Source organism: Ectopseudomonas oleovorans (assembly GCF_029845265.1).
GTDB classification, from domain to species: Bacteria; Pseudomonadota; Gammaproteobacteria; order Pseudomonadales; family Pseudomonadaceae; genus Aquipseudomonas; species Aquipseudomonas oleovorans.
The window spans coordinates 1-22,094 of sequence record NZ_JAOCLK010000035.1 but is presented as its reverse complement, the minus strand read 5'-3'; the positions used below and the strand labels follow the sequence as shown (position 1 = coordinate 22,094).

At 63.0% G+C, this 22,094-nt stretch carries 21 protein-coding genes; 16 read left to right on the top strand and 5 right to left on the bottom strand.

Features of this window, described 5'->3' with window-relative positions; translation table 11 throughout:
- Positions 1–95: 95 nt before the first annotated feature.
- From asd to N5J71_RS16585, 3 genes are all read right to left on the bottom strand, one after another.
- Entirely contained in the window at positions 96–956 is an 861-nt protein-coding gene (gene asd, locus N5J71_RS16595; RefSeq protein WP_125874477.1) for an archaetidylserine decarboxylase, read from the bottom strand.
- A gap of 70 nt (positions 957–1,026) precedes the next feature.
- Positions 1,027–1,842 carry a rhodanese-like domain-containing protein gene (locus N5J71_RS16590; protein ID WP_003459169.1) on the bottom strand — a complete coding sequence of 272 codons (816 nt, stop codon included), beginning with the start codon at positions 1,840–1,842 and terminating at the stop codon, positions 1,027–1,029.
- Between the two features lie 50 nt (positions 1,843–1,892).
- Positions 1,893–3,416: an HDOD domain-containing protein gene (locus N5J71_RS16585; protein ID WP_279917249.1), complete on the bottom strand. Its 1,524-nt coding sequence runs from the start codon at positions 3,414–3,416 to the stop codon at positions 1,893–1,895.
- Positions 3,417–3,535: 119 nt separating this feature from the next.
- Here N5J71_RS16585 and motA point away from each other — a divergent pair, with 119 nt between their 5' ends.
- The gene (gene motA, locus N5J71_RS16580) at positions 3,536–4,387 is read left to right on the top strand and encodes a flagellar motor stator protein MotA (protein WP_279917248.1); all 852 of its coding nucleotides are present in this window, start codon (positions 3,536–3,538) and stop codon (positions 4,385–4,387) included.
- A gap of 3 nt (positions 4,388–4,390) precedes the next feature.
- The gene (gene motB, locus N5J71_RS16575; RefSeq protein WP_084340808.1) at positions 4,391–5,386 is read left to right on the top strand and encodes a flagellar motor protein MotB; all 996 of its coding nucleotides are present in this window, start codon (positions 4,391–4,393) and stop codon (positions 5,384–5,386) included.
- On the opposite strand, the gene rsgA is transcribed toward motB, so the two are convergent.
- On the bottom strand, positions 5,380–6,411 hold the full coding sequence (gene rsgA / locus N5J71_RS16570) for a small ribosomal subunit biogenesis GTPase RsgA (RefSeq protein WP_003459175.1): 1,032 nt from the start codon (positions 6,409–6,411) through the stop codon (positions 5,380–5,382). The two genes, motB and rsgA, sit on opposite strands and share 7 nt — an antisense overlap.
- Before the next feature lie 87 nt (positions 6,412–6,498).
- On the opposite strand from rsgA, the gene N5J71_RS16565 reads away from it, so the two are divergent.
- Positions 6,499–7,293 carry a class I SAM-dependent methyltransferase gene (locus tag N5J71_RS16565; protein ID WP_074855081.1) on the top strand — a complete coding sequence of 265 codons (795 nt, stop codon included), beginning with the start codon at positions 6,499–6,501 and terminating at the stop codon, positions 7,291–7,293.
- 29 nt (positions 7,294–7,322) lie between these two features.
- On the top strand, positions 7,323–7,865 hold the full coding sequence (gene orn, locus N5J71_RS16560; RefSeq protein WP_017678658.1) for an oligoribonuclease: 543 nt from the start codon (positions 7,323–7,325) through the stop codon (positions 7,863–7,865).
- An 84-nt stretch (positions 7,866–7,949) separates the two neighbouring features.
- Here the strand turns inward: orn and queG are convergent, their stop codons facing one another.
- Complete coding sequence (gene queG, locus N5J71_RS16555; protein WP_279917247.1) at positions 7,950–9,014, bottom strand: tRNA epoxyqueuosine(34) reductase QueG; 1,065 nt, start codon at positions 9,012–9,014, stop codon at positions 7,950–7,952.
- 60 nt (positions 9,015–9,074) lie between these two features.
- On the opposite strand from queG, the gene N5J71_RS16550 reads away from it, so the two are divergent.
- The 12 genes from N5J71_RS16550 to N5J71_RS16495 all read left to right on the top strand — a co-directional run bounded on the left by N5J71_RS16550 (position 9,075) and on the right by N5J71_RS16495 (position 22,042).
- Positions 9,075–10,574, top strand: a complete 1,500-nt coding sequence (locus tag N5J71_RS16550; protein ID WP_279917246.1) for an NAD(P)H-hydrate dehydratase — start codon at positions 9,075–9,077, stop codon at positions 10,572–10,574.
- Positions 10,562–11,029, top strand: coding sequence for a tRNA (adenosine(37)-N6)-threonylcarbamoyltransferase complex ATPase subunit type 1 TsaE (tsaE, locus tag N5J71_RS16545; RefSeq protein ID WP_039964293.1), 468 nt, complete (start codon positions 10,562–10,564; stop codon positions 11,027–11,029). Before N5J71_RS16550 ends, tsaE begins: the two co-directional genes overlap by 13 nt.
- A 10-nt stretch (positions 11,030–11,039) precedes the next feature.
- Positions 11,040–12,467, top strand: a complete 1,428-nt coding sequence (locus tag N5J71_RS16540) for an N-acetylmuramoyl-L-alanine amidase (RefSeq protein ID WP_279917245.1) — start codon at positions 11,040–11,042, stop codon at positions 12,465–12,467.
- 8 nt (positions 12,468–12,475) lie between these two features.
- A complete protein-coding gene (gene mutL, locus N5J71_RS16535; RefSeq protein WP_074855078.1) occupies positions 12,476–14,347 on the top strand; it encodes a DNA mismatch repair endonuclease MutL in 1,872 nt (623 codons plus the stop codon).
- Positions 14,348–14,397: 50 nt separating this feature from the next.
- The gene (miaA, locus tag N5J71_RS16530; protein WP_003459186.1) at positions 14,398–15,369 is read left to right on the top strand and encodes a tRNA (adenosine(37)-N6)-dimethylallyltransferase MiaA; all 972 of its coding nucleotides are present in this window, start codon (positions 14,398–14,400) and stop codon (positions 15,367–15,369) included.
- Positions 15,370–15,469: 100 nt separating this feature from the next.
- Positions 15,470–15,730, top strand: a complete 261-nt coding sequence (gene hfq, locus N5J71_RS16525) for an RNA chaperone Hfq (RefSeq protein WP_003459200.1) — start codon at positions 15,470–15,472, stop codon at positions 15,728–15,730.
- 12 nt (positions 15,731–15,742) lie between these two features.
- On the top strand, positions 15,743–17,044 hold the full coding sequence (gene hflX, locus N5J71_RS16520) for a ribosome rescue GTPase HflX (protein WP_279917244.1): 1,302 nt from the start codon (positions 15,743–15,745) through the stop codon (positions 17,042–17,044).
- A gap of 97 nt (positions 17,045–17,141) precedes the next feature.
- Positions 17,142–18,305 (top strand): FtsH protease activity modulator HflK, encoded by a 1,164-nt coding sequence (gene hflK / locus N5J71_RS16515; protein ID WP_128578876.1) that lies wholly within the window; start codon positions 17,142–17,144, stop codon positions 18,303–18,305.
- On the top strand, positions 18,305–19,174 hold the full coding sequence (gene hflC / locus N5J71_RS16510) for a protease modulator HflC (protein ID WP_206408707.1): 870 nt from the start codon (positions 18,305–18,307) through the stop codon (positions 19,172–19,174). The genes hflK and hflC overlap by 1 nt, the downstream gene beginning before the upstream one ends.
- A 105-nt stretch (positions 19,175–19,279) precedes the next feature.
- Positions 19,280–19,465 carry a DUF2065 domain-containing protein gene (locus N5J71_RS16505; RefSeq protein ID WP_003459207.1) on the top strand — a complete coding sequence of 62 codons (186 nt, stop codon included), beginning with the start codon at positions 19,280–19,282 and terminating at the stop codon, positions 19,463–19,465.
- A 37-nt stretch (positions 19,466–19,502) separates the two neighbouring features.
- Positions 19,503–20,690 carry an ATP phosphoribosyltransferase regulatory subunit gene (locus tag N5J71_RS16500; RefSeq protein WP_003459209.1) on the top strand — a complete coding sequence of 396 codons (1,188 nt, stop codon included), beginning with the start codon at positions 19,503–19,505 and terminating at the stop codon, positions 20,688–20,690.
- Between the two features lie 56 nt (positions 20,691–20,746).
- On the top strand, positions 20,747–22,042 hold the full coding sequence (locus N5J71_RS16495) for an adenylosuccinate synthase (RefSeq protein WP_003459211.1): 1,296 nt from the start codon (positions 20,747–20,749) through the stop codon (positions 22,040–22,042).
- Positions 22,043–22,094 lie beyond the last annotated feature (52 nt).

Genomic DNA, 22,094 nt, shown 5'->3' with positions numbered 1-22,094 from the left:
CCTGTGCTGGCAGCCCATCCGCGCGGACGGCCTGCCTCGCCAGAGTACGGATCTATGACCGAACGGTCGAGATGCGGGTTCCTTTTCTCAACGGCTCAGTCCTGAGCCGTGCCCATCAGTTGGCCCATGCGCACCGCGCTGCCAGCGCCCAGCTCTTGCGCCCATTGCACCTGATTCGGGCCGAACAGGACGATGGCAGTGGAGCCCAGTTTGAAGCGGCCCATTTCTGCGCCCTTGGCCAGTTCGATCGGCCCGCGTGCTTGCGCGTCATAGCGTGTGCTCTTCAGCTCGCGCTTGGGGGGCGTGACCAGGCCGGCCCATACGGTTTCCACGCTGGCCACGATCATCGCGCCCACCAGTACCACGGCCATCGGCCCGCGCTCGGTGTCGAACAGGCAGACCACGCGCTCGTTGCGGGCGAACAGTTCCGGCACGTTTTCTGCGGTGGTCTGGTTGACCGAGAACAGGCGGCCTGGCACATAGACCATCTCTTTCAGCGTGCCGCCCAACGGCATATGGACGCGGTGATAATCCTTCGGCGAGAGGTACACGGTGGCGAACTGGCCACCCATGAATGGCGCTGCACGCTCGGCGTCGCCACCGAGGAGTTCGACAGCGCTGAAACTGTGGCCCTTGGCCTGGAAGATGCGGCCGTGCTCGATGGCGCCGAGTTGGCTGATCGCCCCGTCGGCCGGGCTGAGAATGGCGTCGGGAGTTTCATCCAGCGGACGCGCGCCGTCTTTCAGGGCGCGGGTGAAGAACGCGTTGAAATGTTCGTAAGCACGCAGGTCCTCGACTTGCGCTTCGCTCATGTTGACCTGGTACTGCTTGGCGAACCACGAGATCAGCGGATTCTTCAGCCAGCCGATACGGCATTCGGCAATGCAGCCGATCAGGCGCGACAGCAGGTGATGAGGCAGCAGGTACTGGCTGAGGATAAAAAGACGTTGTTTCATCGTGTTTCCTTGAAGGTTCTGAACCGACACTGGCGTGGCCAGGCCGGGTGCAACTGAATGGTCGACGGACTCAGCGTTCGATGGGCGTGTCGGGCAGGTTGCCCCACTCGGACCAGGAGCCGGCATAGGCCTTCACGCGTGGATAGCCGAGTGCCTTGGCCACCACGTAGCTGAAGCCGGAGCGACGGTGAGTCTGGCAGTGAGTGATCACTTCCTTGTCGGGCGTGATGCCCAGACCTTGCAGGACTTCGGCGATATCCGTGCGAATGCGCATACCGCGTTGCGGGTCCATGCCGGCGGTCCACTCGAAATGGGTGGCGCCGGGGATATGCCCGCCACGCGCTGAACTCAGTTTTTCGCCGCGATATTCGTCTGCGCCGCGCACGTCCCAGATGGCCAGATCGGCGGCATCCAGGCGCGATTGCAGGTACTCGCGGGTGGCGGTGGGGGCATCGCTCAGCGTCAGTGATACCTCGGTGCGGGTCACTGCGGGCTCCTCCTGGCTCAGCTCGAGGCCATCGCTGATCCAGGCCTGCAGACCGCCGTTGAGGAAGTGGTAACGCTGATGGTCGATCACGTCGAGCAGCCAGATGAAACGACCGGCCCAGGGACCGCCCTCATCGTCGTAGACCACATAAACGGCATTCGCGTGATGGCCGATATCGGCGAACAGCGCTTCGAGCTGCGCTCGCTCGGGTAGCAGGCCGGGGGCGGGCAGCAGGCCCAGTTGCGTGCGCTTGGCATCCACCCAGCGCGCGCCCGGTATGTGGCCGGCGGCGTAGCGCGCTGCGCTGCTCAGATCGAGCAGGATCAGGTCGGCTGCATCCAGGCGTTCGGCCAGTTGGGCAGGCTCGATCACCAGTGGCAAGTTGTCGAAGGCGGACATGACGGCCTCCTTGAATGAAAAGAGGTCGATTGTAGCGGAAACAGAGCGCGTCAGCGCTCGCGCCTGGAAAAGCTGCCCAGCGCGCGCTCGATGCACAGCATGGTCTTGCCGAACGCCTGCAGGCAGACGTCATTGAGTGGTTGGCCGCCCTGGTCGGCCACGACCAGCATCACTACCCGACCGTTATTGGCCACAGAGCGCAGCAGCAGATGCTCGCTGGGAAACATGGCCTTGAGGTTGCCTGGCAGCAGTGCCGAAAACTGCGCCACGTTGCTGGGCGTCAGGCGCAGTTGTCCTGGCGCGCTGAGCAGGCGTTTCAACACCTGACTTTGTGCCGGGTCGAGGCTGAGGGTGGCCGCGCTGGCATTGAGCCCCGCCTGTTGTTGGGTTTGCAGGCGGGTGTGTTGGCGATCGGCAAGAAGCAGCAGTACGCGCTTCAGGCCGCAGGCCTGCAAGGCGTCGCGGGCGCAGGCAGTCAGCTGCGGCACGTTGACAAAGGTGCTGGGGTCGGCGAGCAGGCGTGCACAGTGCTGACGCCAGGCGGCAAGGTCATCGCGCTTGGGTGGTGCTGCGGCGCTGACGGCTGGTTTCAGGCGATGGGCGTCCCATGGCCAGATCAGTGCCTGAGCCGGGTGCCACAGCGCGGGATCGTGAATCAGGCGTGCGCTGCTCACGGCGTGCTGGTGCACTTCCTGTTGCAGCTCATTCAGAGGGATCTGCAGGTAAAGTCCGGTAAGACGTTGCCAGCGCAGGCTGTGCGCGGTATCCCAGGCGTGGTGAGCGGATACTGCCAAACCGTTGGCCAGCAGCACGCAGTTGCTCGGATGGGTGAGCCAGTGGCGCAGGGGGATGTCGGCGTCGAGCATCTGCTGTTGATGCAGGGGATGCTCGTTGTCGCGAGCGATGTGCAGCGCCCGGACCAGTTGGCGACGATCACGCTCGAGCAGGCGGTAGCCGCGCGCGATCCATTCTGGCAGTCGCCAGCGCTCGGCCAGTTTGACGCACAGCTGGATCAAGGTGACGCCGAGCAGCTCTTTCTCGACAGCAGCGGGCCGTTCGCCCTTGAGCAGCACGCGTTGCTCCCAGGCCTCGAACAGCTGCGGATGGGCGCACAGCAATGGCCAGATGGGTGAGAGAAACAGCAGGCTGCAGCCGTGCAGTTCATTCCACAGGCGCGCCAGGCGAGCACCGAACAGGCCACGAGCCTGTTGGCTGGCATGCTGACTGATCAGCAAAATCTGCTTGAATGCTAGAGGGATGTCGCTTTCTGGCAGGGCAGGCGCCTGGCTGAGCAGGGCTTCGCAGCGGCTCAGGCCCAGGCGCGACAGCGCAGTTTCGACGCTCTCGGCTGGATCGCTGAGGCTGTTGCTCGATTGGTTTGCCTCGCGCAGTACCTGCAGGGCGAAAGAGGGGCTGGACTCTATCGCCTCGGCAATTTCGCGCCAGGTTCGGCGACTGTCTCCCAGGATGCGACGCAGGCGCAAATGCTGCTGCTGCTCGATAGGCAGTGGCAACTTGCCCAGATGTTGTACCCAGGCGTCCAGCGTGCGTGGCAGAGACTTTGACGTCGGCATATTGGCTCGAGTCGAACTGGCTTTTGACCATAACTGGCTATAGTCTGGCGTATAAGCTCCGATAATTAGAAGGGTTGTTTTTAATAACCCGTCCACTAGGCTCTACAAGCGTTTATTCCATGGTAAGAATCATTGGCATCATCGTTGTTTTCGGCTGCGTGCTCGGCGGATTTATCCTCTCGGGCGGGCAGTTCATGGCCCTGGTCCACCCCTTCGAGGTGCTGATCATCGGCGGTGCGGCGCTGGGGGCATTTTTGCAGGCCAACCCGGGCAGCATGTTCATGACCGTGTTCAAGAAGTCCTTGAGCATGTTCGGTACGCGCTTTACCCATACCTACTACCTGGAAGTTCTCAAGCTGCTCTACGAGATTCTCAACAAGAGTCGTCGCGAGGGCATGATGGCCATCGAGGCAGACGTCGAAGATCCCAACGCCAGTCCGATCTTCAGCAAGTATCCCGGTGTGCTCAAGGATGCGCGGATGACTGCATTCATCTGCGATTACCTGCGCATCATGTCTTCCGGCAACATGGCGCCGCACGAACTCGAAGGCCTGTTCGACATGGAGCTGGCCAGTCTCAAGGAGGAAGTGGAGCACCCGGCGCACGCCGTGGCCAAGGTCGCCGACGGCATGCCGGCCATGGGTATCGTCGCGGCCGTGCTGGGCATCGTGATCACCATGTCGATCCTCGCCGAGGCGGACAACGCGCAGATCGGCGAGAAGGTCGCCACCGCGCTGGTCGGCACCTTCCTCGGCATCCTCGCCTCCTATGGCTTCTTCGGCCCGCTGTCGAACGCCCTTGAGCATGATGCCAAGGAAGAGCTGAATCTCTACGAAGCGATCAAGGCGACCCTGGTTGCATCGGCGTCCGGCATGCCGCCGACCCTGGCTGTAGAGTTCGGGCGCAAGGTGTTGTATCCGGCGCATCGTCCGAGCTTCAGCGAGCTCGAACAGGCCATGCGCGGCAGCTAAGCCATGGAAAATAACCAACCTATCATCGTCAAGCGGGTCAAAAAGACCGCTGGCGGACACCATGGCGGTGCCTGGAAGATCGCTTTTGCCGACTTCGCAACCGCCATGATGGCGTTCTTCCTGGTCATGTGGCTGATGACATCGGCCACTCCGGAACAGAAGAAAGCCATTTCCGGCTATTTCCAGGACCCGATCGGTTTCACCGAGAGTGCCAGTCCATACGTTATCGACCTGGGCGGCACGCCTACGCCAGCGCCCGAGCGCACTCTCAATCCGGACATCTCCGAGACGCCGGAGAGTCAACCGGATGAGTCCGGCGTCAGCACCGATCAGATCGAAACCCTGGCTGAAAAGATGGAGCAGGAACGTCTGGAGCTGCTGTTGCAGGAGCTGCAGAACAAGGTCGAAGAGAATCCCGAGCTGCAGCGTTTCAAGGACCAGATACTGTTCGAAATCACCCAGGATGGCCTGCGCATCCAGATCATGGACGCCGAGAATCGACCGATGTTCGCCCTCGGTAGTGCCAGTCTTCAGCCCTATTTCGAAGACATCCTGCTGGCCATGGCCGACACCATTCGCGCGGTGCCGAACAAGATCAGCATCAGCGGTCACACCGATGCCAAGCCGTTCGTAGGGCGCGGCGATTTCGGCAACTGGGAGCTGTCATCCGACCGTGCCAACGCCGCGAGGCGCACATTGGTGGCGGGCGGCTACCCGGACGAGCAGGTGGCGCAGGTGGTCGGCTATGCCTCGTCGGCGCTGTTCGACCGCGAGGACCCATTCAATCCGGTCAATCGGCGCATCGATATCGTTGTGCTGACCAAGAAGGCGCAGCGCGCCATCGAGGGCGAACAAGGCGTTGAGGAAGGCGCTGCGCCCGCGCCAGGCGAAGCTCCGGCGGACGCGGCGAGTGAACCGCTAGCGCCAGAGCAACTGCAGCAGCGCCTGAATATCTTCGAAGAAGGCGCCTTGCAGTTCGATCAACTGAATAATCAGTAATCGTCTTCCGGTAGGCTGGCGATGATGTGTCGGTAGCTGGCCATGCGCTGTGGCTGCACGCGGCCGTCTTCCAGGGCCTGCAAAAGCGCACACCCGGGTTCGCGATCATGCTTGCAGTCACGGAAGCGGCAGCGCCCGAGTAGGTCGTGGAATTCGATGAAGCCCGCTTCCACGTCATCACGACTGACATGGCCGAGGCCGAATTCGCGAATACCCGGGGAGTCGATCAAGTGGCCGCCACCGGGAAAGTGGAAAAGCCGTGCGGTGGTGGTGGTGTGCGTGCCCTTGCCAGTCAACTCCGACAGCGCGCCGACACGCGTATCGACGCCGGGCAGCAGGCTGTTGACCAAGGATGACTTGCCCACGCCAGATTGGCCGACGAATACGCTGACGTTTCCGTTCAGGCGATGTTTCAGCTGCTCCATGCCATCGCCCTGATGGGCCGAGACTTCCAGCAGTGGGTACTCAAGCTCACGATAGACCTTGAGCAGCGCGTCCAGCGCTACCTGGTTCTGCTCATCGATCAGGTCGGCCTTGTTCAGCAGCAGTAGCGGGCGAATGCCCGCGTGCTCGGCGGCAACCAGATAACGGTCGATCAGGTTGGCGTGCGGCTCGGGTAGCGGCGCGAAGACGATGACGATCTGGTCGACGTTGGCCGCCACCGGCTTGAGTTGGCCGCGCATGTCGGGGCGGCACAGTTCGCTGTTTCTCGGCAGTTGCGCGACGATGACGCCGTCACCCTGATTGCCGGGGCGCCAGACCACCTGATCACCGGTGACCAGTGCCGGCAGGTTGGCGCGCAGGTGGCAGCGAAACACCTGGCCGGCCAGCTCGCCCTGCAAACCTTCGATTTCCACCTGTACGCCGAAGTGGGCGATTACCAGGCCGGTCTGTTCCGGGCCGAGGTCACCGCCTTCCAGTGTTTCCATTGCTCGCGATTCACGCTTGGCGGCGCGGGCGGCGCGCTCGCCTTGAATCTTTTCGATCCGCCAGTTCTGGCGGCGGTTGAGTTGGCGTTTGGCCATGGAGCATCCGGGTAGTGGAGTGTTGATCGCGGCGAGTTTAGCATGAGCGCTCGGCGGCCATTCGGCTGTCAGGAACAGAGGTCGGGAATGACGGCAGGCGAGGAACGAACGGTGCTGCGGCTACCGTTATTGCGCGCTCTTTTAGCGCAGGGTCTGGCCTTGGCGCTGGTGGTGGTGCTGGTCTATCTGCTGGCGTTGCTGCCCTGGCGCATGTCGTTGTTTTCGGTGGCGCTGCTGCAAGGTGTTGTGGCCGCCGGGATCGGCTGGCGCTTGGGCCTGTCACGCTGGTGGTTGTGGATCAATCTGGCGTTTCTGCCCGCGCTGCTGGTGATGCAGCGCGCCGATTTACCGGCCTGGTTGTTCCTGCTGGGCTTCGTCCTGCTGCTACTGGTCAACTGGAACAGTCTGCGCGAACAGGTGCCGCTCTACCTGAGTGGGCGCAAGGCGCAGCAACGCCTGCAGCAGTGCTTGAGCGAGCGTGAGCCGCCGCTGCGCTTCGTCGACCTGGGCTGTGGTACTGCTGGTACGGTGCTGCAGCTGGCCAGACGGTTTCCGCGCGGGCAGTTCGTTGGTGTCGAGACGGCGCCGCTGCTCTTCGTTTTCGCCTGGCTACGCTGCCTGCTACAGGAGAACTGCAGCATTCGTTATCGGAGTCTGTGGCAGGTCGAGCTCGGCGATTTCGATGTCGTCTACTGCTTTCTCTCGCCGGTGCCGATGGCGCGCCTGTGGAACAAGGCGCAAGTCGAGATGCACGCCAATAGCTGGCTGATCAGCAACACCTTCGAGATTCCGGGCGTGCCGGCTGATCGCGAGTTCGAGATCAACGAAGGACGGCAAACGTCCCTGTTTCTCTGGCACATGAAGGGCGCTGAGATCCGCTAGACTTGGCGCCTGAGCCAAGGAGCCTAACCATGCAAAACCCCAACAACCTGATCTGGATCGACCTGGAGATGACCGGCCTGGAGCCGGAGCGTGACGTGATCATCGAGATGGCCACCATCGTCACCGACAGCGAGCTGAACGTGTTGGCCGAAGGCCCGGTGATCGCCGTTCACCAGAGCGACGAGGCTCTGGCCGGCATGGACGAATGGAACACCCGCACCCATGGGCAGAGCGGCCTGACCCAGCGCGTGCGTGAAAGCAAGATCGACACGGCGGCGGCCGAAGCACAGACCATCGCCTTCCTCGAACAGTGGGTGCCCAAGGGCAAGTCGCCCATCTGCGGCAACAGCATCGGCCAGGATCGCCGCTTTCTCTACAAGTACATGCCGGCCCTGGAAGCCTACTTCCACTACCGCTACCTGGACGTGTCGACGCTGAAGATCCTCGCTGGCATGTGGGCGCCAGCGGTCAAGGACAGCTTTCAGAAAACTGCCACCCACCAGGCGCTGGATGACATTCGTGAGTCCATTGCCGAGCTGCGCCACTACCGTGAGCATTTCCTCAAGGTGTAAATCAGCCACCCCGGCGCGTCGCGCGTGCGTAGCCCAGATGTAATCCGGGGAAACGGGCGGCGCCACTCCCGGATTTCGTCCAGGCTACAAGGCGCCGTGCCGCTCCAGGGCCCACGCCACATGCTCGCGCACTAGCGCTGAAGGGTGTTCGCGGCGTGCCTGCAGAGCCTGTAGTACCGGGATGGTGGAGGGCGCATTGCCCAGGCCGACCGCCAGGTTACGCAGCCAGCGCTCGTAGCCGGCACGGCGTAGCGGCGAGCCTTCGGTGCGACTGAGAAACTCCTCTTCCGTCCACATGAACAGCTCGGCCAGGCCGCTGTTGTCCAGGCCGTGGCGCGGCTGGAAGTCGCCCTGTTCGGTGGGGCGAGCGAAGCGATTCCAGGGGCAGACGATCTGACAGTCGTCGCAGCCGAACACCCGGTTGCCGATGGGCGCACGCAGCTCTTCGGGGATCGAGCCTTTCAGCTCGATGGTCAGGTAGGAAATGCAGCGCCGGGCATCCAGTACGTAGGGCCCGGTGAAGGCCGCAGTGGGGCAGATATCCATGCACGCGCTGCAGCGCCCGCAATGCTCGCTGGCGTGTGGGGCATCCACCGGCAGTGGCAGGTCGACGAACAGTTCGCCGAGAAAGAAATAGCTGCCGGCCTTGCGGTTGAGCACCAGGGTGTTCTTGCCGATCCAGCCGAGACCGGCTTTTTCGGCGATGGCCTTTTCCAGCACCGGGGCGCTGTCGACGAAGGCGCGGTAGCCGAACGGACCGATCTGCTGCTGGATGCGTTCGGCCAGTTGTTGCAAGCGCTTGCGGATCAGTTTGTGGTAGTCGCGGCCCAGGGCGTAGCGCGACACGTAGGCTTGTTCCGGCTCGTTGAGGCGCTGGGCCATCTGCGTGTCGCCGGGCAGGTAGTCCATGCGCAGCGACACCACGCGCAGGGTGCCAGGTACCAGTTCGTCCGGGTGTGAGCGCTTGCTGCCGTGGGCGGCCATGTAGTCCATCTCGCCCTGATAGCCGGCTGCCAGCCAGCGTTGCAGGTGCGCCTCGTGTTCGCCCAGCTCGACATCGGTGATGCCGACTTGCTGAAAGCCCAGCTCACGCCCCCAGTCCTTGATGGACAGGGCCAGAGCATTGAGGTCGAGGGTTTGATCGGACATGGGCGGGCGCAGGCGATGGACGTAGGTATAATTCTGCCAGACATCCGTGGTGAGCGAGCCATGCATCTACTACCAGCCTCTTTACCGTTGAGCCTGCACAGTGCCGAACAGGTGCGTGCGCTGGATGCGCAGTTGATCGCCGCCGGCACGCCCGGTTTCGAGTTGATGCAACGCGCCGCCCACGCGGCCTGGCGCGCCTTGCGCAGACGCTGGCCGGATGCCGGCGAAATCACCGTGCTGGCCGGGCGTGGTAACAATGCCGGTGACGGCTACCTGATTGCGGCTCTGGCTCAGCGTACCGGTTGGCGCGTGCGCGTGCTGGCGGTGGGTGATCCTGCTGCTCTGAGTGGCGATGCTGAGCAGGCCTGCGCCGAGGCGCGAAGGGCGGGCGTGGATGTGCTGCCCTGGAGCGAATGCGCGCCACTGGCTGGCATCGTGGTCGATGCTTTGCTCGGCACGGGGCTGGCTGGTGCGGTGCGTGAGCCTTATGCCCAGGCGATGCGCATGCTCAACCAGAGTGGCTTGCCGGTGCTGGCGGTGGATATTCCTTCTGGTTTGCACGCCGATAGCGGCGCGCGCCTGGGGGTGGCGGTGCGCGCCGACCTGACGGTGACCTTTATCGCGCTCAAGCTCGGCCTGTTCACGGGTGTCGGCCCGCAGTTGTGCGGCGAGTTGCAGTTCGACGATCTACAGGGTGACGCTGAGCTATTGGCTCGGGCGCCCAGCGTGGCGCAGCGTCTCGATCCAGCTAACCTGCCGCGTCTGGCCGCCCGCTCGCCAGTGGCACACAAGGGTCAGTTCGGTCACCTGCTGGTAGTTGGGGGTGACCTGGGAATGGGCGGCGCTGCGTTGCTGTGCGCCGATAGCGCGCTGCGTGCCGGTGCCGGGTTAGTGTCGTTGGCCACGCGCGCTGAACATGTTGCTGCCGCCCTGGTACGTCGGCCAGAAATCATGTGTGCCGCGCTAGCCTCGGCCAATCAGTTGCTGAGTCTGGTCGAGCGCGCCGATGTCTGCGTGGTAGGGCCTGGCCTGGGTCAGGGGGCCTGGAGCCGTAGTTTGCTGTCTGGCGTGGCGGGTAGCGATCAGCCGCAGGTATGGGATGCCGATGCGTTGAATCTGCTTGCGGCTGGGCAGGTCAGTGCTCCGCGTCATGGCGTGTTGACGCCGCATCCGGGTGAAGCGGCGCGTTTGCTGGGTATCGATACCGCAAGCGTGCAGGCTGATCGGCCGGCTGCCGTGCGGGCCCTGGCGCAACGTTTTGGTCTGGTGGTAGTGCTCAAGGGCGCCGGTAGTCTGGTCGCCGCGCCGGATGGACGTCTGGCGCTGTGTGATCGTGGCCATCCGGCGATGGCGGGGGCGGGGCTGGGAGATGTGCTGGCCGGCCTGATCGGCGCGCTGCTGGCGCAGGGCATGGCCGCGTATGATGCGTCCTGCCTGGCCGTCTGGCTGCATGCGCGGGCCGGTGAGGTGCTTGCCGTGCAGGGGCGTGGGCTGGCGGCCGGTGATCTGCCCTGTACCATTCGTCAGTTATTGGAGGAGGTGTGTCCTTGTACGAAGTGAGATTCGAGGCGGCCGACGAGGCTGCGATGCTGGCGTTGGGCGCGTCGATTGCCGAGGTCAGTGGAGGTGTCGGCACGATTTATCTGCATGGTGATCTGGGGGCCGGCAAGACCACCCTGTCACGCGGTATTCTGCGCGGCCTGGGCCATGTCGGGGCAGTCAAGAGCCCGACCTTCACCCTGGTCGAACCCTATGAGATTGGTGGCGTACGCGCCTTCCACTTCGACCTGTATCGCCTGGTCGATCCCGAGGAGCTTGAGTTTCTCGGGATTCGCGATTACTTCGAAGGTGCCGCTCTGTGCCTGATCGAGTGGCCGCAGCGTGGCGCGGGCGTTTTGCCAAAGCCCGACCTGGACATTACCATTAGCCCTCAAGCGAGCGGCCGTTCGCTGTTGCTGCAGGGGTATGGGGCTCGAGGGGAGGCCTGGTGCAAGGCCCTGAGCAGCAAGGAATGAATAAGAAGCGATGGGGTTGGTTATGCGCATAGGCGCGCTGGTTACAGCTGTGGGGGTGTTGTTGGCGGCCCTGGCTGCCGAGGCCCTGGCTGCCTCCGATATACGGAGCGTGCGTCTGTGGCGTGCCCCGGACAATACCCGTCTGGTCTTCGATCTGTCTGGCCCGGTACAGCACAGCGTGTTCACCCTTGCCGCACCTGATCGCATCGTTATCGACGTCAGTGGCGCCAAGTTGGCTACCAGTCTCGAGCAACTTTCGCTGGCCAACACCCCGATCACCGGTGTGCGCTCGGCGCAGCGCAGCGCTGATGACCTGCGCGTGGTCATCGATTTGTCGGCACCGGTTTCGCCGAAGAGCTTTACCCTGGCGCCCAATCAGCAGTACGGCCATCGCCTGGTTGTCGACCTGTTCGATCAGGGCAGTGCGCCGCCCTCTGCGCCGACCTCCAGCGTTGCCGCCAGCGCGCCGCCCGTGCCGGTCACGCCGACCCAGCCGCCACCCAAGCTGACGCCTGTGCCCAACGGCAAGCGCGATATTGTTATCGCCATCGATGCCGGCCATGGTGGCGAAGACCCTGGTGCGCTGTCGCCGGTCAAAGGGCAGTACGAGAAGAACGTGACCTTGGCCATTTCCAGGGAATTGCAGCGACAGATCAATGCCGAGAAAGGCTTTCGCGGCGAGTTGGTACGCACGGGGGATTACTTCATTCCACTGCGCAAGCGCACCGAGATTGCGCGCAAGAAGGGCGCGGATCTGTTCGTGTCCATTCATGCCGATGCAGCGCCGCGCGCTTCGGCCTTTGGTGCGTCGGTCTATGCCTTGTCCGAGCGCGGAGCAACCTCCGAGACCGCTCGCTGGCTGGCCGATGCCGAGAACCAGTCTGACCTGATCGGCGGTGCCGGCAACGTCAGTCTCGACGACAAGGACAAGATGCTCGCCGGCGTGCTGCTGGACCTGTCGATGACTGCGTCGCTGTCTTCCAGCCTGAATGTCGGGCAGAAGGTGTTGTCGAACATGAGCAGCATCACCCCGCTGCACAAGCGGCGCGTCGAGCAAGCAGGGTTCATGGTGCTGAAGTCGCCGGATATTCCTTCGATCCTGGTGGAAACCGGGTTCATCTCCAATCCCAATGAGGCGAAGAAGCTGCACACTGCCAGCCATCAGCAGGCACTGGCGCGCTCCATTACCACCGGGATCAAGCAGTTCTTCCACGAGAATCCGCCGCCCGGCACCTACGTTGCCTGGCTGCGTGACGAAGGCAAGATCGTCGCCGGCCCGCGCGAGCATGTGGTGGCGCGCGGCGAAAGCCTGGCGCTGATCGCTCAGCGTTATCAGATCAGCCTGGCCGCCTTGCGCAGTGCCAATAAGCTCAATGGTGACGTGATCAAGGTCGGCCAGACATTGCAGATACCCGCCACAGCGCTGGCAGCCCAGTAGTGAGTGTCATGTCCCGTATTCATTTGCTCAGCCCGCGCCTGGCCAACCAGATCGCTGCGGGCGAGGTGGTCGAGCGTCCGGCTTCGGTCGCCAAGGAACTGCTGGAAAACAGCCTGGACTCCGGTGCGCGGCGTATCGATGTCGACGTCGAGCAGGGCGGCGTCAAGCTGCTCAAGGTGCGCGACGACGGCAGTGGCATCGCCCCGGACGACCTGCCGCTGGCCCTGGCTCGCCACGCCACCAGCAAGATTCGTGAGCTGGAAGACCTCGAAGCCGTGCTCAGCATGGGCTTTCGTGGCGAGGCGCTGGCGTCGATCAGCTCGGTATCGCGCCTGACCCTGACCTCGCGTACCGCCGACGCCGACCAGGCCTGGCAGGTGGAAACCGAAGGCCGTGACATGGAGCCCCGGGTGCAGCCTGCCGCGCATCCGGTGGGTACCTCGGTGGAAGTGCGTGACCTGTTTTTCAATACCCCGGCGCGGCGCAAGTTCCTGCGTGCCGAGAAGACCGAATTCGATCACCTGCAGGAAGTGATCAAGCGCCTGGCGCTGGCCCGTTTCGATGTCGGCTTTCACCTGCGCCATAACGGCAAGACGGTGCTCAGCCTGCACGAGGCGGGTGACGAGATCAGTCGTGCGCGTCGTGTCGCCTCAGTTTGCGGGCCGGCTTTTCTGGAGCAGGCGCTGCCGATCGAGATCGAGCGCGGTGGTCTGCGCTTGTGGGGTTGGGTCGGCTTGCCGACCTTCTCGCGCAGCCAGGCGGATCTGCAGTATTTCTACGTCAACGGCCGCATGGTGCGCGACAAGCTGGTCGCTCATGCGGTGCGCCAGGCCTATCGCGACGTGCTGTTCAATGGCCGGCACCCGACCTTTGTGCTGTTTCTGGAAATCGATCCGAGCACGGTGGATGTCAACGTTCACCCGACCAAGCACGAAGTGCGCTTCCGTGACAGCCGCATGGTGCATGACTTCCTCTATGGCACCCTGCATCGGGTCTTGGCCGATGTGCGCCCGGAAGATCAGGTGGCCGCTCCGGCGGCCATCTCACCCATGTCGCGTGCAAGCGGCCTGGCCGCCGGAGAATTTGGCCCGCAGGGCGAAATGGGCCTGGCCGCCAGCGTGCTGGAAACCCCAGTGGCCAATGCGCAGCCGGCCTGGCGTGGTGCAGGTGCCGGTTATCAGCAGCCGGCCGGCAACCCCGGCGTACCGGCTGCCGAAGCGCAGGCCGCCTATCGCGAGTATTTCGCCCCGCTGCCTGCTGCGTCGTCCGCAGTGCTGCCGCAGGAGCAGGGCGACATTCCGCCGCTCGGCTATGCCGTGGCGCAGCTCAAGGGGGTCTACATCCTCGCCGAGAATGCCCAGGGCATGGTTGTGGTGGACATGCACGCCGCGCATGAGCGCATCACCTACGAGCGCCTGAAGCATGCGATGGCCAGTGAGGGGTTGCGCGGCCAGCCGTTGCTGGTACCGGAGTCTATCGCTCTCAGTCAGCGCGAAGCCGACTGCGCCGAGGAGCATGGCCAGTGGTTCCAGCGTCTGGGCTTCGAATTGCAGCGCCTGGGAGAGGAGACGCTGGCGATCCGCCAGATTCCGGCGCTGCTCAAGCAGGCCGAAGCGACCCAGTTGGTGCGCGACGTGCTGGCCGATCTGCTCGAATATGGCACCAGCGACCGTATCCAGGCGCACCTCAACGAGCTGCTGGCGACCATGGCCTGCCATGGTGCGGTGCGCGCCAACCGGCGCCTGACCATTCCCGAGATGAACGCCCTATTGCGTGATATGGAACAGACCGAGCGCAGCGGCCAGTGCAACCACGGGCGTCCGACCTGGACGCAATTGAGCATGGATCAGCTCGACAAGTTGTTCATGCGTGGTCAGTAATTGAGCAATGCCCCGCCGAGGGCTCCCGTCTTTGTTGCCGAGTTATATCGATGCCTGCGCTTCCTCCTGCAATCTTCCTGATGGGCCCGACAGCCGCCGGCAAGACTGACCTGGCCCTGGAGCTGGCGCGCGTCTTGCCGTGTGACCTGATCAGTGTTGATTCGGCGCTGATCTATCGTGGCATGGACATCGGCACGGCCAAGCCTGAGCGCGCCATTCTCGACGCGTTTCCTCACGCCCTGATCGATATTCGTGATCCGGCCGAGAGCTATTCGGCGGCGGAGTTTCGCGCCGATGCGCTGGCCGCCATGGCCGAGAGCACGGCGCGTGGCCGTATTCCGCTGCTGGTAGGCGGCACCATGCTCTATTACAAGGCGCTGTTGGAGGGCTTGGCCGATATGCCCAGCGCCGCCCCGGCCATCCGTGCCGAGCTGGAAGCAAGGGCTGCAGCCGAAGGTTGGGAGGCGCTGCATCGGGAGCTGGCTGAGGTCGATCCAGAGTCCGCCGCGCGCATCCATCCCAACGATCCGCAGCGTCTGACTCGGGCGCTTGAGGTCTATCGCGTGAGCGGCCTGAGCATGACCGAGCATCGCCTGCGCCAGGCTGCAGGAAATCCCGATGCGGGTACATCAGGCGCCGGGCAATTACCCTATACTGTTGCTCAGCTTGCTATCGCACCAGCGCAGCGTCAGGTTTTGCATGACCGCATCGCTCAACGATTTCGGGTGATGTTGGAACAGGGTTTCGTGGAAGAGGTCGAAGCCCTGCGTAGACGAAGTGACTTGCACGCGGGATTGCCGTCTATACGGGCGGTGGGTTATCGCCAGGTATGGGAATACCTCGATGGCGAGCTGTCCCGGGACGAGATGGTCGAGCGGGGCATCATCGCCACGCGGCAATTGGCCAAGCGTCAGTTCACCTGGCTACGCGGTTGGGAGAACTTGCATTGGCTCGATAGCCTGGCCTGCGACAATCTGTCTCGCGTCTTGAAATACCTGGAAAGCGTCTCCATATTGAAATGAGACCTTGCCGCTGGTCGTCTATCCTTGGGGGTGGTACGGCCTGAAGCCATTGTTTAACTACTAAAATTATTGAAATTGATCCTCGAAAGGAGTGCGGCACATGTCAAAAGGGCATTCGCTACAAGACCCTTACCTGAATACCCTGCGTAAGGAACGCGTCCCTGTTTCCATCTATCTGGTCAACGGCATCAAGCTGCAAGGCCAGATCGAATCCTTCGACCAGTTTGTCATTCTGCTGAAGAATACAGTCAGCCAGATGGTCTACAAACACGCCATTTCCACCGTCGTGCCTAGCCGTCCGGTACGCCTGCCGAGTGCTGGCGATGCCGAGCAGGCAGATGGCGAGCCAGGTAACGCCTGATAGGGGGCTGCATTGTTCTTCGAGCGTCATGGGGGCGGTGAGCGGGCCATCCTGGTTCATCTGGAAGGCCAAGACTCCGAGGCGAGCGAAGACCCCCAGGAGTTCCAGGAATTGGCCATGTCGGCAGGCGCCGACATGGTCGCCTTCTTCAGTGTGCCCAGCAGTCGTCTGACGGCCAAGTTCCTGATCGGCAGCGGTAAGGTCGAGGAGCTGCGCGACCAGATCAAGGCCGCCGAGGCCGATCTGGTCATCTTCAATCACGTCCTGACGCCCAGCCAGGAGCGCAACCTCGAGCGCGCCTTCGAATGCCGTGTGCTCGACCGTACCGGCCTGATCCTCGATATCTTCGCTCAGCGCGCGCGTACTCATGAAGGCAAGCTGCAGGTCGAACTGGCTCAGCTCGACCACATGAGCACGCGCCTGGTGCGCGGCTGGACTCACCTTGAGCGGCAGAAAGGCGGTATCGGTCTGCGTGGTCCGGGTGAAACCCAGCTGGAAACCGACCGCCGCTTGCTGCGTGTGCGCATCCGGCAGATCAAGCAGAAGCTGGACAAGGTGCGCAGTCAGCGTGAGCAGGCGCGTCGCGGGCGCAGGCGTGCGGATATTCCATCGGTCTCCCTGGTGGGGTACACCAACGCCGGCAAGTCCACCTTGTTCAATGCCCTGACCACCTCCGAGGTGTATGCGGCCGACCAGCTGTTCGCCACGCTCGACCCGACCTTGCGGCGTCTGCAGCTCGACGACCTTGGTCCGATCGTGCTGGCCGACACCGTGGGTTTCATTCGCCACCTGCCGCACAAGCTGGTCGAGGCCTTCCGCGCTACGTTGGAAGAGTCGAGCAACTCCGATCTGCTGTTGCACGTGATTGATGCCCACGAGCCCGAGCGTATGGCGCAGATCGAGCAGGTGCAGAACGTGCTCAAGGAGATCGGCGCACACGAATTGCCAATGCTCGAGGTATACAACAAGCTGGATTTGTTGGATGGTGTCGAGCCGCAGATCCAGCGCGATGCTGATGGCAAGCCGCTGCGTGTCTGGTTGTCGGCCCGCGAGGGGCGTGGTCTTGAGCTGTTGCGGCAGGCAGTGGCGGAGCTGTTGGGCGAAGATTTGTTCGTCGCCACGCTGCAGCTGCCGCAACGTTTGGGGCGACTGCGTGCGCAGTTCTTCGCGCTGGGGGCGGTGCAGAGCGAAGAACATGACGAGTTGGGGCGCAGCCTGCTGGCGGTGCGTTTGCCGCGAGTCGAGCTCAATCGCCTGGTGAGTCGCGAAGGTTTGGAGCCTCAAACCTTCATCGAGCAACATACTTTGCAATAAAGCCTGGGACGGTGGCTTTGCTGTCACCATAGGGCTTTGGGTAGCATTGGCCGGCGCGCCGTGGGCGCGCCTTCGCTTTATTAGTACGGAGAACGCTATGGCTTGGAATGAGCCGGGTGGCAACTCGAACAATCAAGACCCTTGGGGCGGCCGCAAAGGCGGTGGCCGGCAGGGGCCGCCGGATCTCGACGAAGCGTTCCGCAAGCTGCAAGAAAGCCTCAACGGGCTGTTTGGCGGTGGCAAGAAACGTGGTGACGACTCCGGGCGCAGTGGCGGCGGTGGCTTCGGCCTGCTGTTCGTCGGCCTTGGCCTGTTGGCGGTGGTATGGCTGTACAGCGCGATCTATGTGGTGGATGAGCAGGAGCAGGCTGTGGTGCTGCGCTTCGGCAAGTACCACGAGACCGTTGGTCCTGGCCTGAATATCTATTTCCCGCCAATCGACCGCAAGTTCCAGGAAAACGTCACCCGTGAACGCGCCTACAGCAAGCAGGGCGCCATGCTGACTGAAGACGAGAACATCATCGAAGTACCGCTGACCGTGCAGTACCGGGTGAGCAATCTGCAGGACTTCGTGCTCAACGTCGACCAGCCGGAAGTCAGCCTGCAGCACGCTACCGACAGTGCCGTGCGCCATGTCGTGGGCTCCACCGAGATGGATCAGGTACTGACCGAGGGCCGTGAACTGATCGCGACCGAGGTACGTGAGCGTCTGCAGCGCTTCCTCGACAACTACCGCACCGGTATCACCATCACTCAGGTGAACATCCAGAGCGCTGCTGCGCCGCGTGAGGTTCAGGAAGCCTTCGATGACGTGATTCGTGCCCGTGAAGACGAGCAGCGTGAGAAGAACCAGGCCGAGTCCTACGCCAACGGCGTAATCCCGGAAGCGCGTGGTCAGGCCCAGCGTATGCTGGAAGAGGCCAACGGTTACCGTGATGAAGTCATCGCTCGCGCCCAGGGTGAGGCCGACCGCTTCACCAAGCTGGTCGCCGAGTACCGCAAGGCGCCCGAGATCACTCGCGAGCGTCTGTACATCGACACCATGCAGGAAGTGATGAGCAACACCAGCAAGGTTCTGGTCACCGGTGACAAGGGGCAGAACAACCTGCTCTATCTGCCGCTGGACAAGATGATCGACAGCCGTGGTGGTGCTTCTTCCTCCAGTTCTGCCAACAGCAGCAATTCGACAGCGCGTGATCCAGCGGTGCCGCTGAGCAGCGATATGTCGCAGCGTAACCTGCGTACCCGGGAGGGCCGTTGATGAACAACAAGTCCCTGATCGGCCTGATCGTGGCCGTGGTTGTGGCCCTGGTGGCGTGGAACAGCTTCTATATCGTGGCGCAGACCGAGCGTGCGGTGCTGTTGCAGTTCGGGCGAGTGGTTCAGCCTGATGTGCAGCCCGGCCTGCATGTGAAGATCCCCTACGTCAACCAGGTGCGTATCTTCGACGGTCGTCTGCTGACGCTGGATTCGACGCCCTCGCGCTTCCTGACCCTGGAGAAGAAGGCGCTGATGGTCGATGCCTATGCCAAGTGGCGGGTGAAGGATGCCGAGCGCTTCTATCAGTCCACCTCGGGCATGAAGCAGGTCGCTGATGAGCGTCTGGCGCGTCGTCTGGAAGCATCGCTGCGTGACCAGTTCGGTAAGCGCACCCTGCACGAATCGGTATCCGGTGAGCGTGATGCGCTGATGGCTGACGTGACCGCGACCCTCAACCGCGCCGCCGAGCGTGAGTTGGGTATCGAAGTGGTCGACGTTCGGGTCAAGGCCATCGACCTGCCGCGCGAAGTGAACCGCAGCGTGTTCGAGCGGATGAGCACCGAGCGTGAGCGTGAAGCGCGCGAGCATCGCGCCAAGGGTCGTGAGCTGGCCGAAGGTATTCGCGCTGATGCTGATCGTCAGCGCCGTGTACTGCTGGCTGAAGCCTATCGTGAAGCTGAAGAGCTGCGCGGTGACGGTGATGCCCAGGCTGCGTCCATCTACGCCAACGCCTTCGGTCAGGATCAGGAGTTCTACTCCTTCTACCGGAGTCTGCAGGCTTACCGCGAAAGCTTCGCTGACAAGCGTGATGTGCTGGTGCTGGACCCGGGCAGCGATTTCTTCCGCTACCTGGAAAAATCCAGGCCTTGATCGGCAACCCTGGCGGCGCGATGCGTCGCCAGGGTGACCGCAAGGTAAAACGTGGTATCATGCGGCAGCCGGGAAAATCCCGGCTTTTTTGCGTCTGTGGGAATCATGTGGCAGGAACTCGGCATCGCACTGTGTCTGGTATTGGTGCTGGAAGGCATCCTGCCCTTCCTCTATCCGCGCCATTGGCGCGGAGCGGTCATGCAGGCAGCTCGTCTGCCCGACCGCCGACTGCGCCTTATGGGGCTGGCCAGCATGCTGCTGGGTACGGCCCTTCTATATCTGCTTCACTGAAGGCTTGTGCCGCCCGGATCGAGAGGGGAATGGCGAAATGGCAACGGTAGACCGCTGGCTGCTGCCAGATGGCATCGAAGAAGTACTGCCGCCGGAAGCGGCACGCATCGAGGCGGCGCGCCGTCAGGTGCTGGATCTGTTCCAACGTTGGGGTTACGAGTTCGTCGTCACCCCCCATATCGAGTACCTGGAATCCCTGCTGACTGGCGCTGGCCAGGATCTCGACCTGCGTACCTTCAAGGTCACCGATCCGCTGTCCGGTCGGCAGATGGGCTTTCGTGCCGACATCACCCCGCAGGTGGCGCGCATCGATGCTCACACCATGCGCCGTGAGGGGCCGAGCCGTCTGTGCTATGCCGGCAGCGTGTTGCATGCGCAGCCGCGTGCACTGACTACCTCGCGTAGCCCGATCCAGCTGGGTGCCGAGCTCTATGGCGACGCCAGTCCGGCCAGCGATATCGAAGTGATCAGCTTGCTGGTCGAGACCCTTGAGCTGGCTGCGGTGCCGGACGTGCACATGGATCTCGGTCATGTCGGCATCTACCGTGGTCTGGCGCGTGCCGCCGGTCTGTCCGGTGAGGCCGAGCAGCAACTGTTCGATGCGCTGCAGCGCAAGGCCATGGATGAGATCGAGAGCCTGACCGCCGCGTTGCCGGCGGGCCTGGGCAGCATGCTGCGTTCGCTCGCCGAGCTGTGTGGCGGCCGGGAAGTGCTGGACCTGGCCCAGGCCGTGCTGGTCGAGGCGCCGGATGCGGTGCACGCTGCGCTCGATGAGCTGGTGGCCATCGCCGATGCGCTGGAGCTGCGTTATCCGGAGCTGCCGCTGTACTTCGACCTGGGCGAGTTGCGCGGCTACAACTATCACACCGGCGTGGTGTTCGCGGCCTTCGTGCCGGGTGAGGGCGGTGCCATCGCTCAGGGTGGTCGTTATGACGATACCGGCGCGGTATTCGGTCGTGCGCGCCCGGCTACTGGCTTCTCCACGGACCTGAAGACCCTGGTAACCCTGGGTGACATGCGTGTGGATGAGGCACTCAGCGGTGTCTGGGCACCAGACAATCATGATCTCTATCTGTGGCAGGCCGTTCGTCGTCTGCGTGGTGAGGGCGAGCGCGTGGTACAGGCGCTGCCCGGGCAGAGCGAGGCGGATGCGCGCGAAGCAGACTGTGATCGCCTGCTGACGCTGCGCGATGGACGTTGGCAGGTGGCGCCCCTGGCGTCCTGAATTCATTTTCGCCGGCCCGCGGCCGGCATCGAAGCTTGCGCGAAGAGGACAAGTTTATGGGTAAGAATGTCGTCGTCCTGGGCACCCAATGGGGTGATGAGGGCAAGGGCAAGATCGTCGACCTGCTCACCGAGCAGGCCGCTGCAGTCGTGCGTTATCAGGGTGGTCACAACGCGGGCCACACCCTGGTGATCAACGGTGAGAAGACCGTCCTGCACCTGATTCCGTCCGGTATCCTGCGTGAAGGCGTCGAGTGCCTGATCGGTAATGGCGTGGTCGTTGCGCCCGACGCCCTGATGCGCGAAATCGTCAAGCTGGAAGAGAAGGGTGTGCCAGTGCGTGAGCGTCTGCGCATCAGCCCAGCCTGCCCGCTGATCCTGTCCTATCACGTGGCGCTGGATCAGGCGCGTGAGAAGGCGCGTGGCGATGCCAAGATCGGCACCACCGGTCGCGGTATCGGCCCAGCCTACGAAGATAAGGTCGCGCGTCGTGGTCTGCGTGTCGGTGACCTGTTCCACCGCGAGCGTTTCGCCGCCAAGCTGGGCGAGCTGCTGGATTACCACAATTTCCAGCTGGTCAATTTCTACAAGGAGCCGGCCATCGACTTCCAGAAAACCCTGGATGAGTGCATGGAATACGCCGAGTTGCTCAAGCCGATGATGGCTGACGTCACTGCCGTGCTGCATGATCTGCGTCGTGAGGGCAAGGACATCATGTTCGAAGGTGCCCAGGGGTCGCTGCTGGACATCGACCATGGCACCTACCCCTACGTGACCAGCTCCAACACCACCGCTGGCGGTATCGCCACCGGCTCCGGTTTCGGTCCGCTGTACCTGGACTACATCCTCGGTATCACCAAGGCCTACACCACCCGGGTCGGTTCCGGTCCGTTCCCGACCGAGCTGTTCGATGACGTTGGCGCCTTCCTCGCTAAGCGTGGCCACGAGTTCGGCGCCACCACTGGTCGTGCCCGCCGTTGCGGCTGGTTTGATGCGGTGATCCTGCGTCGCGCCATCGAGATCAACAGCATCTCCGGCCTGTGCCTGACCAAACTGGACGTGCTCGACGGCCTGGAAACCATCCGCATCTGCACCGGTTACAAGGATGCCAATGGCCAGGTGCTGGTCGATGCGCCGACCGACGCCGACAGCTACATCGGCCTGCAGCCGGTCTACGAGGAGATGCCGGGCTGGAGCGAATCCACCCTGGGCGCAAAGACCTTGGAAGACTTGCCGGCCGCTGCGCGTGCCTACATCAAGCGTGTGGAAGAGCTGGTTGGTGCGCCGATCGACATCATCTCCACCGGCCCGGATCGCAACGAGACCATCGTACTGCGTCATCCGTTTGCCTGATCGAGATGCTTTCGAGTCGCACAGGAGCCGCCTTCGGGCGGCTTTTTTGTGG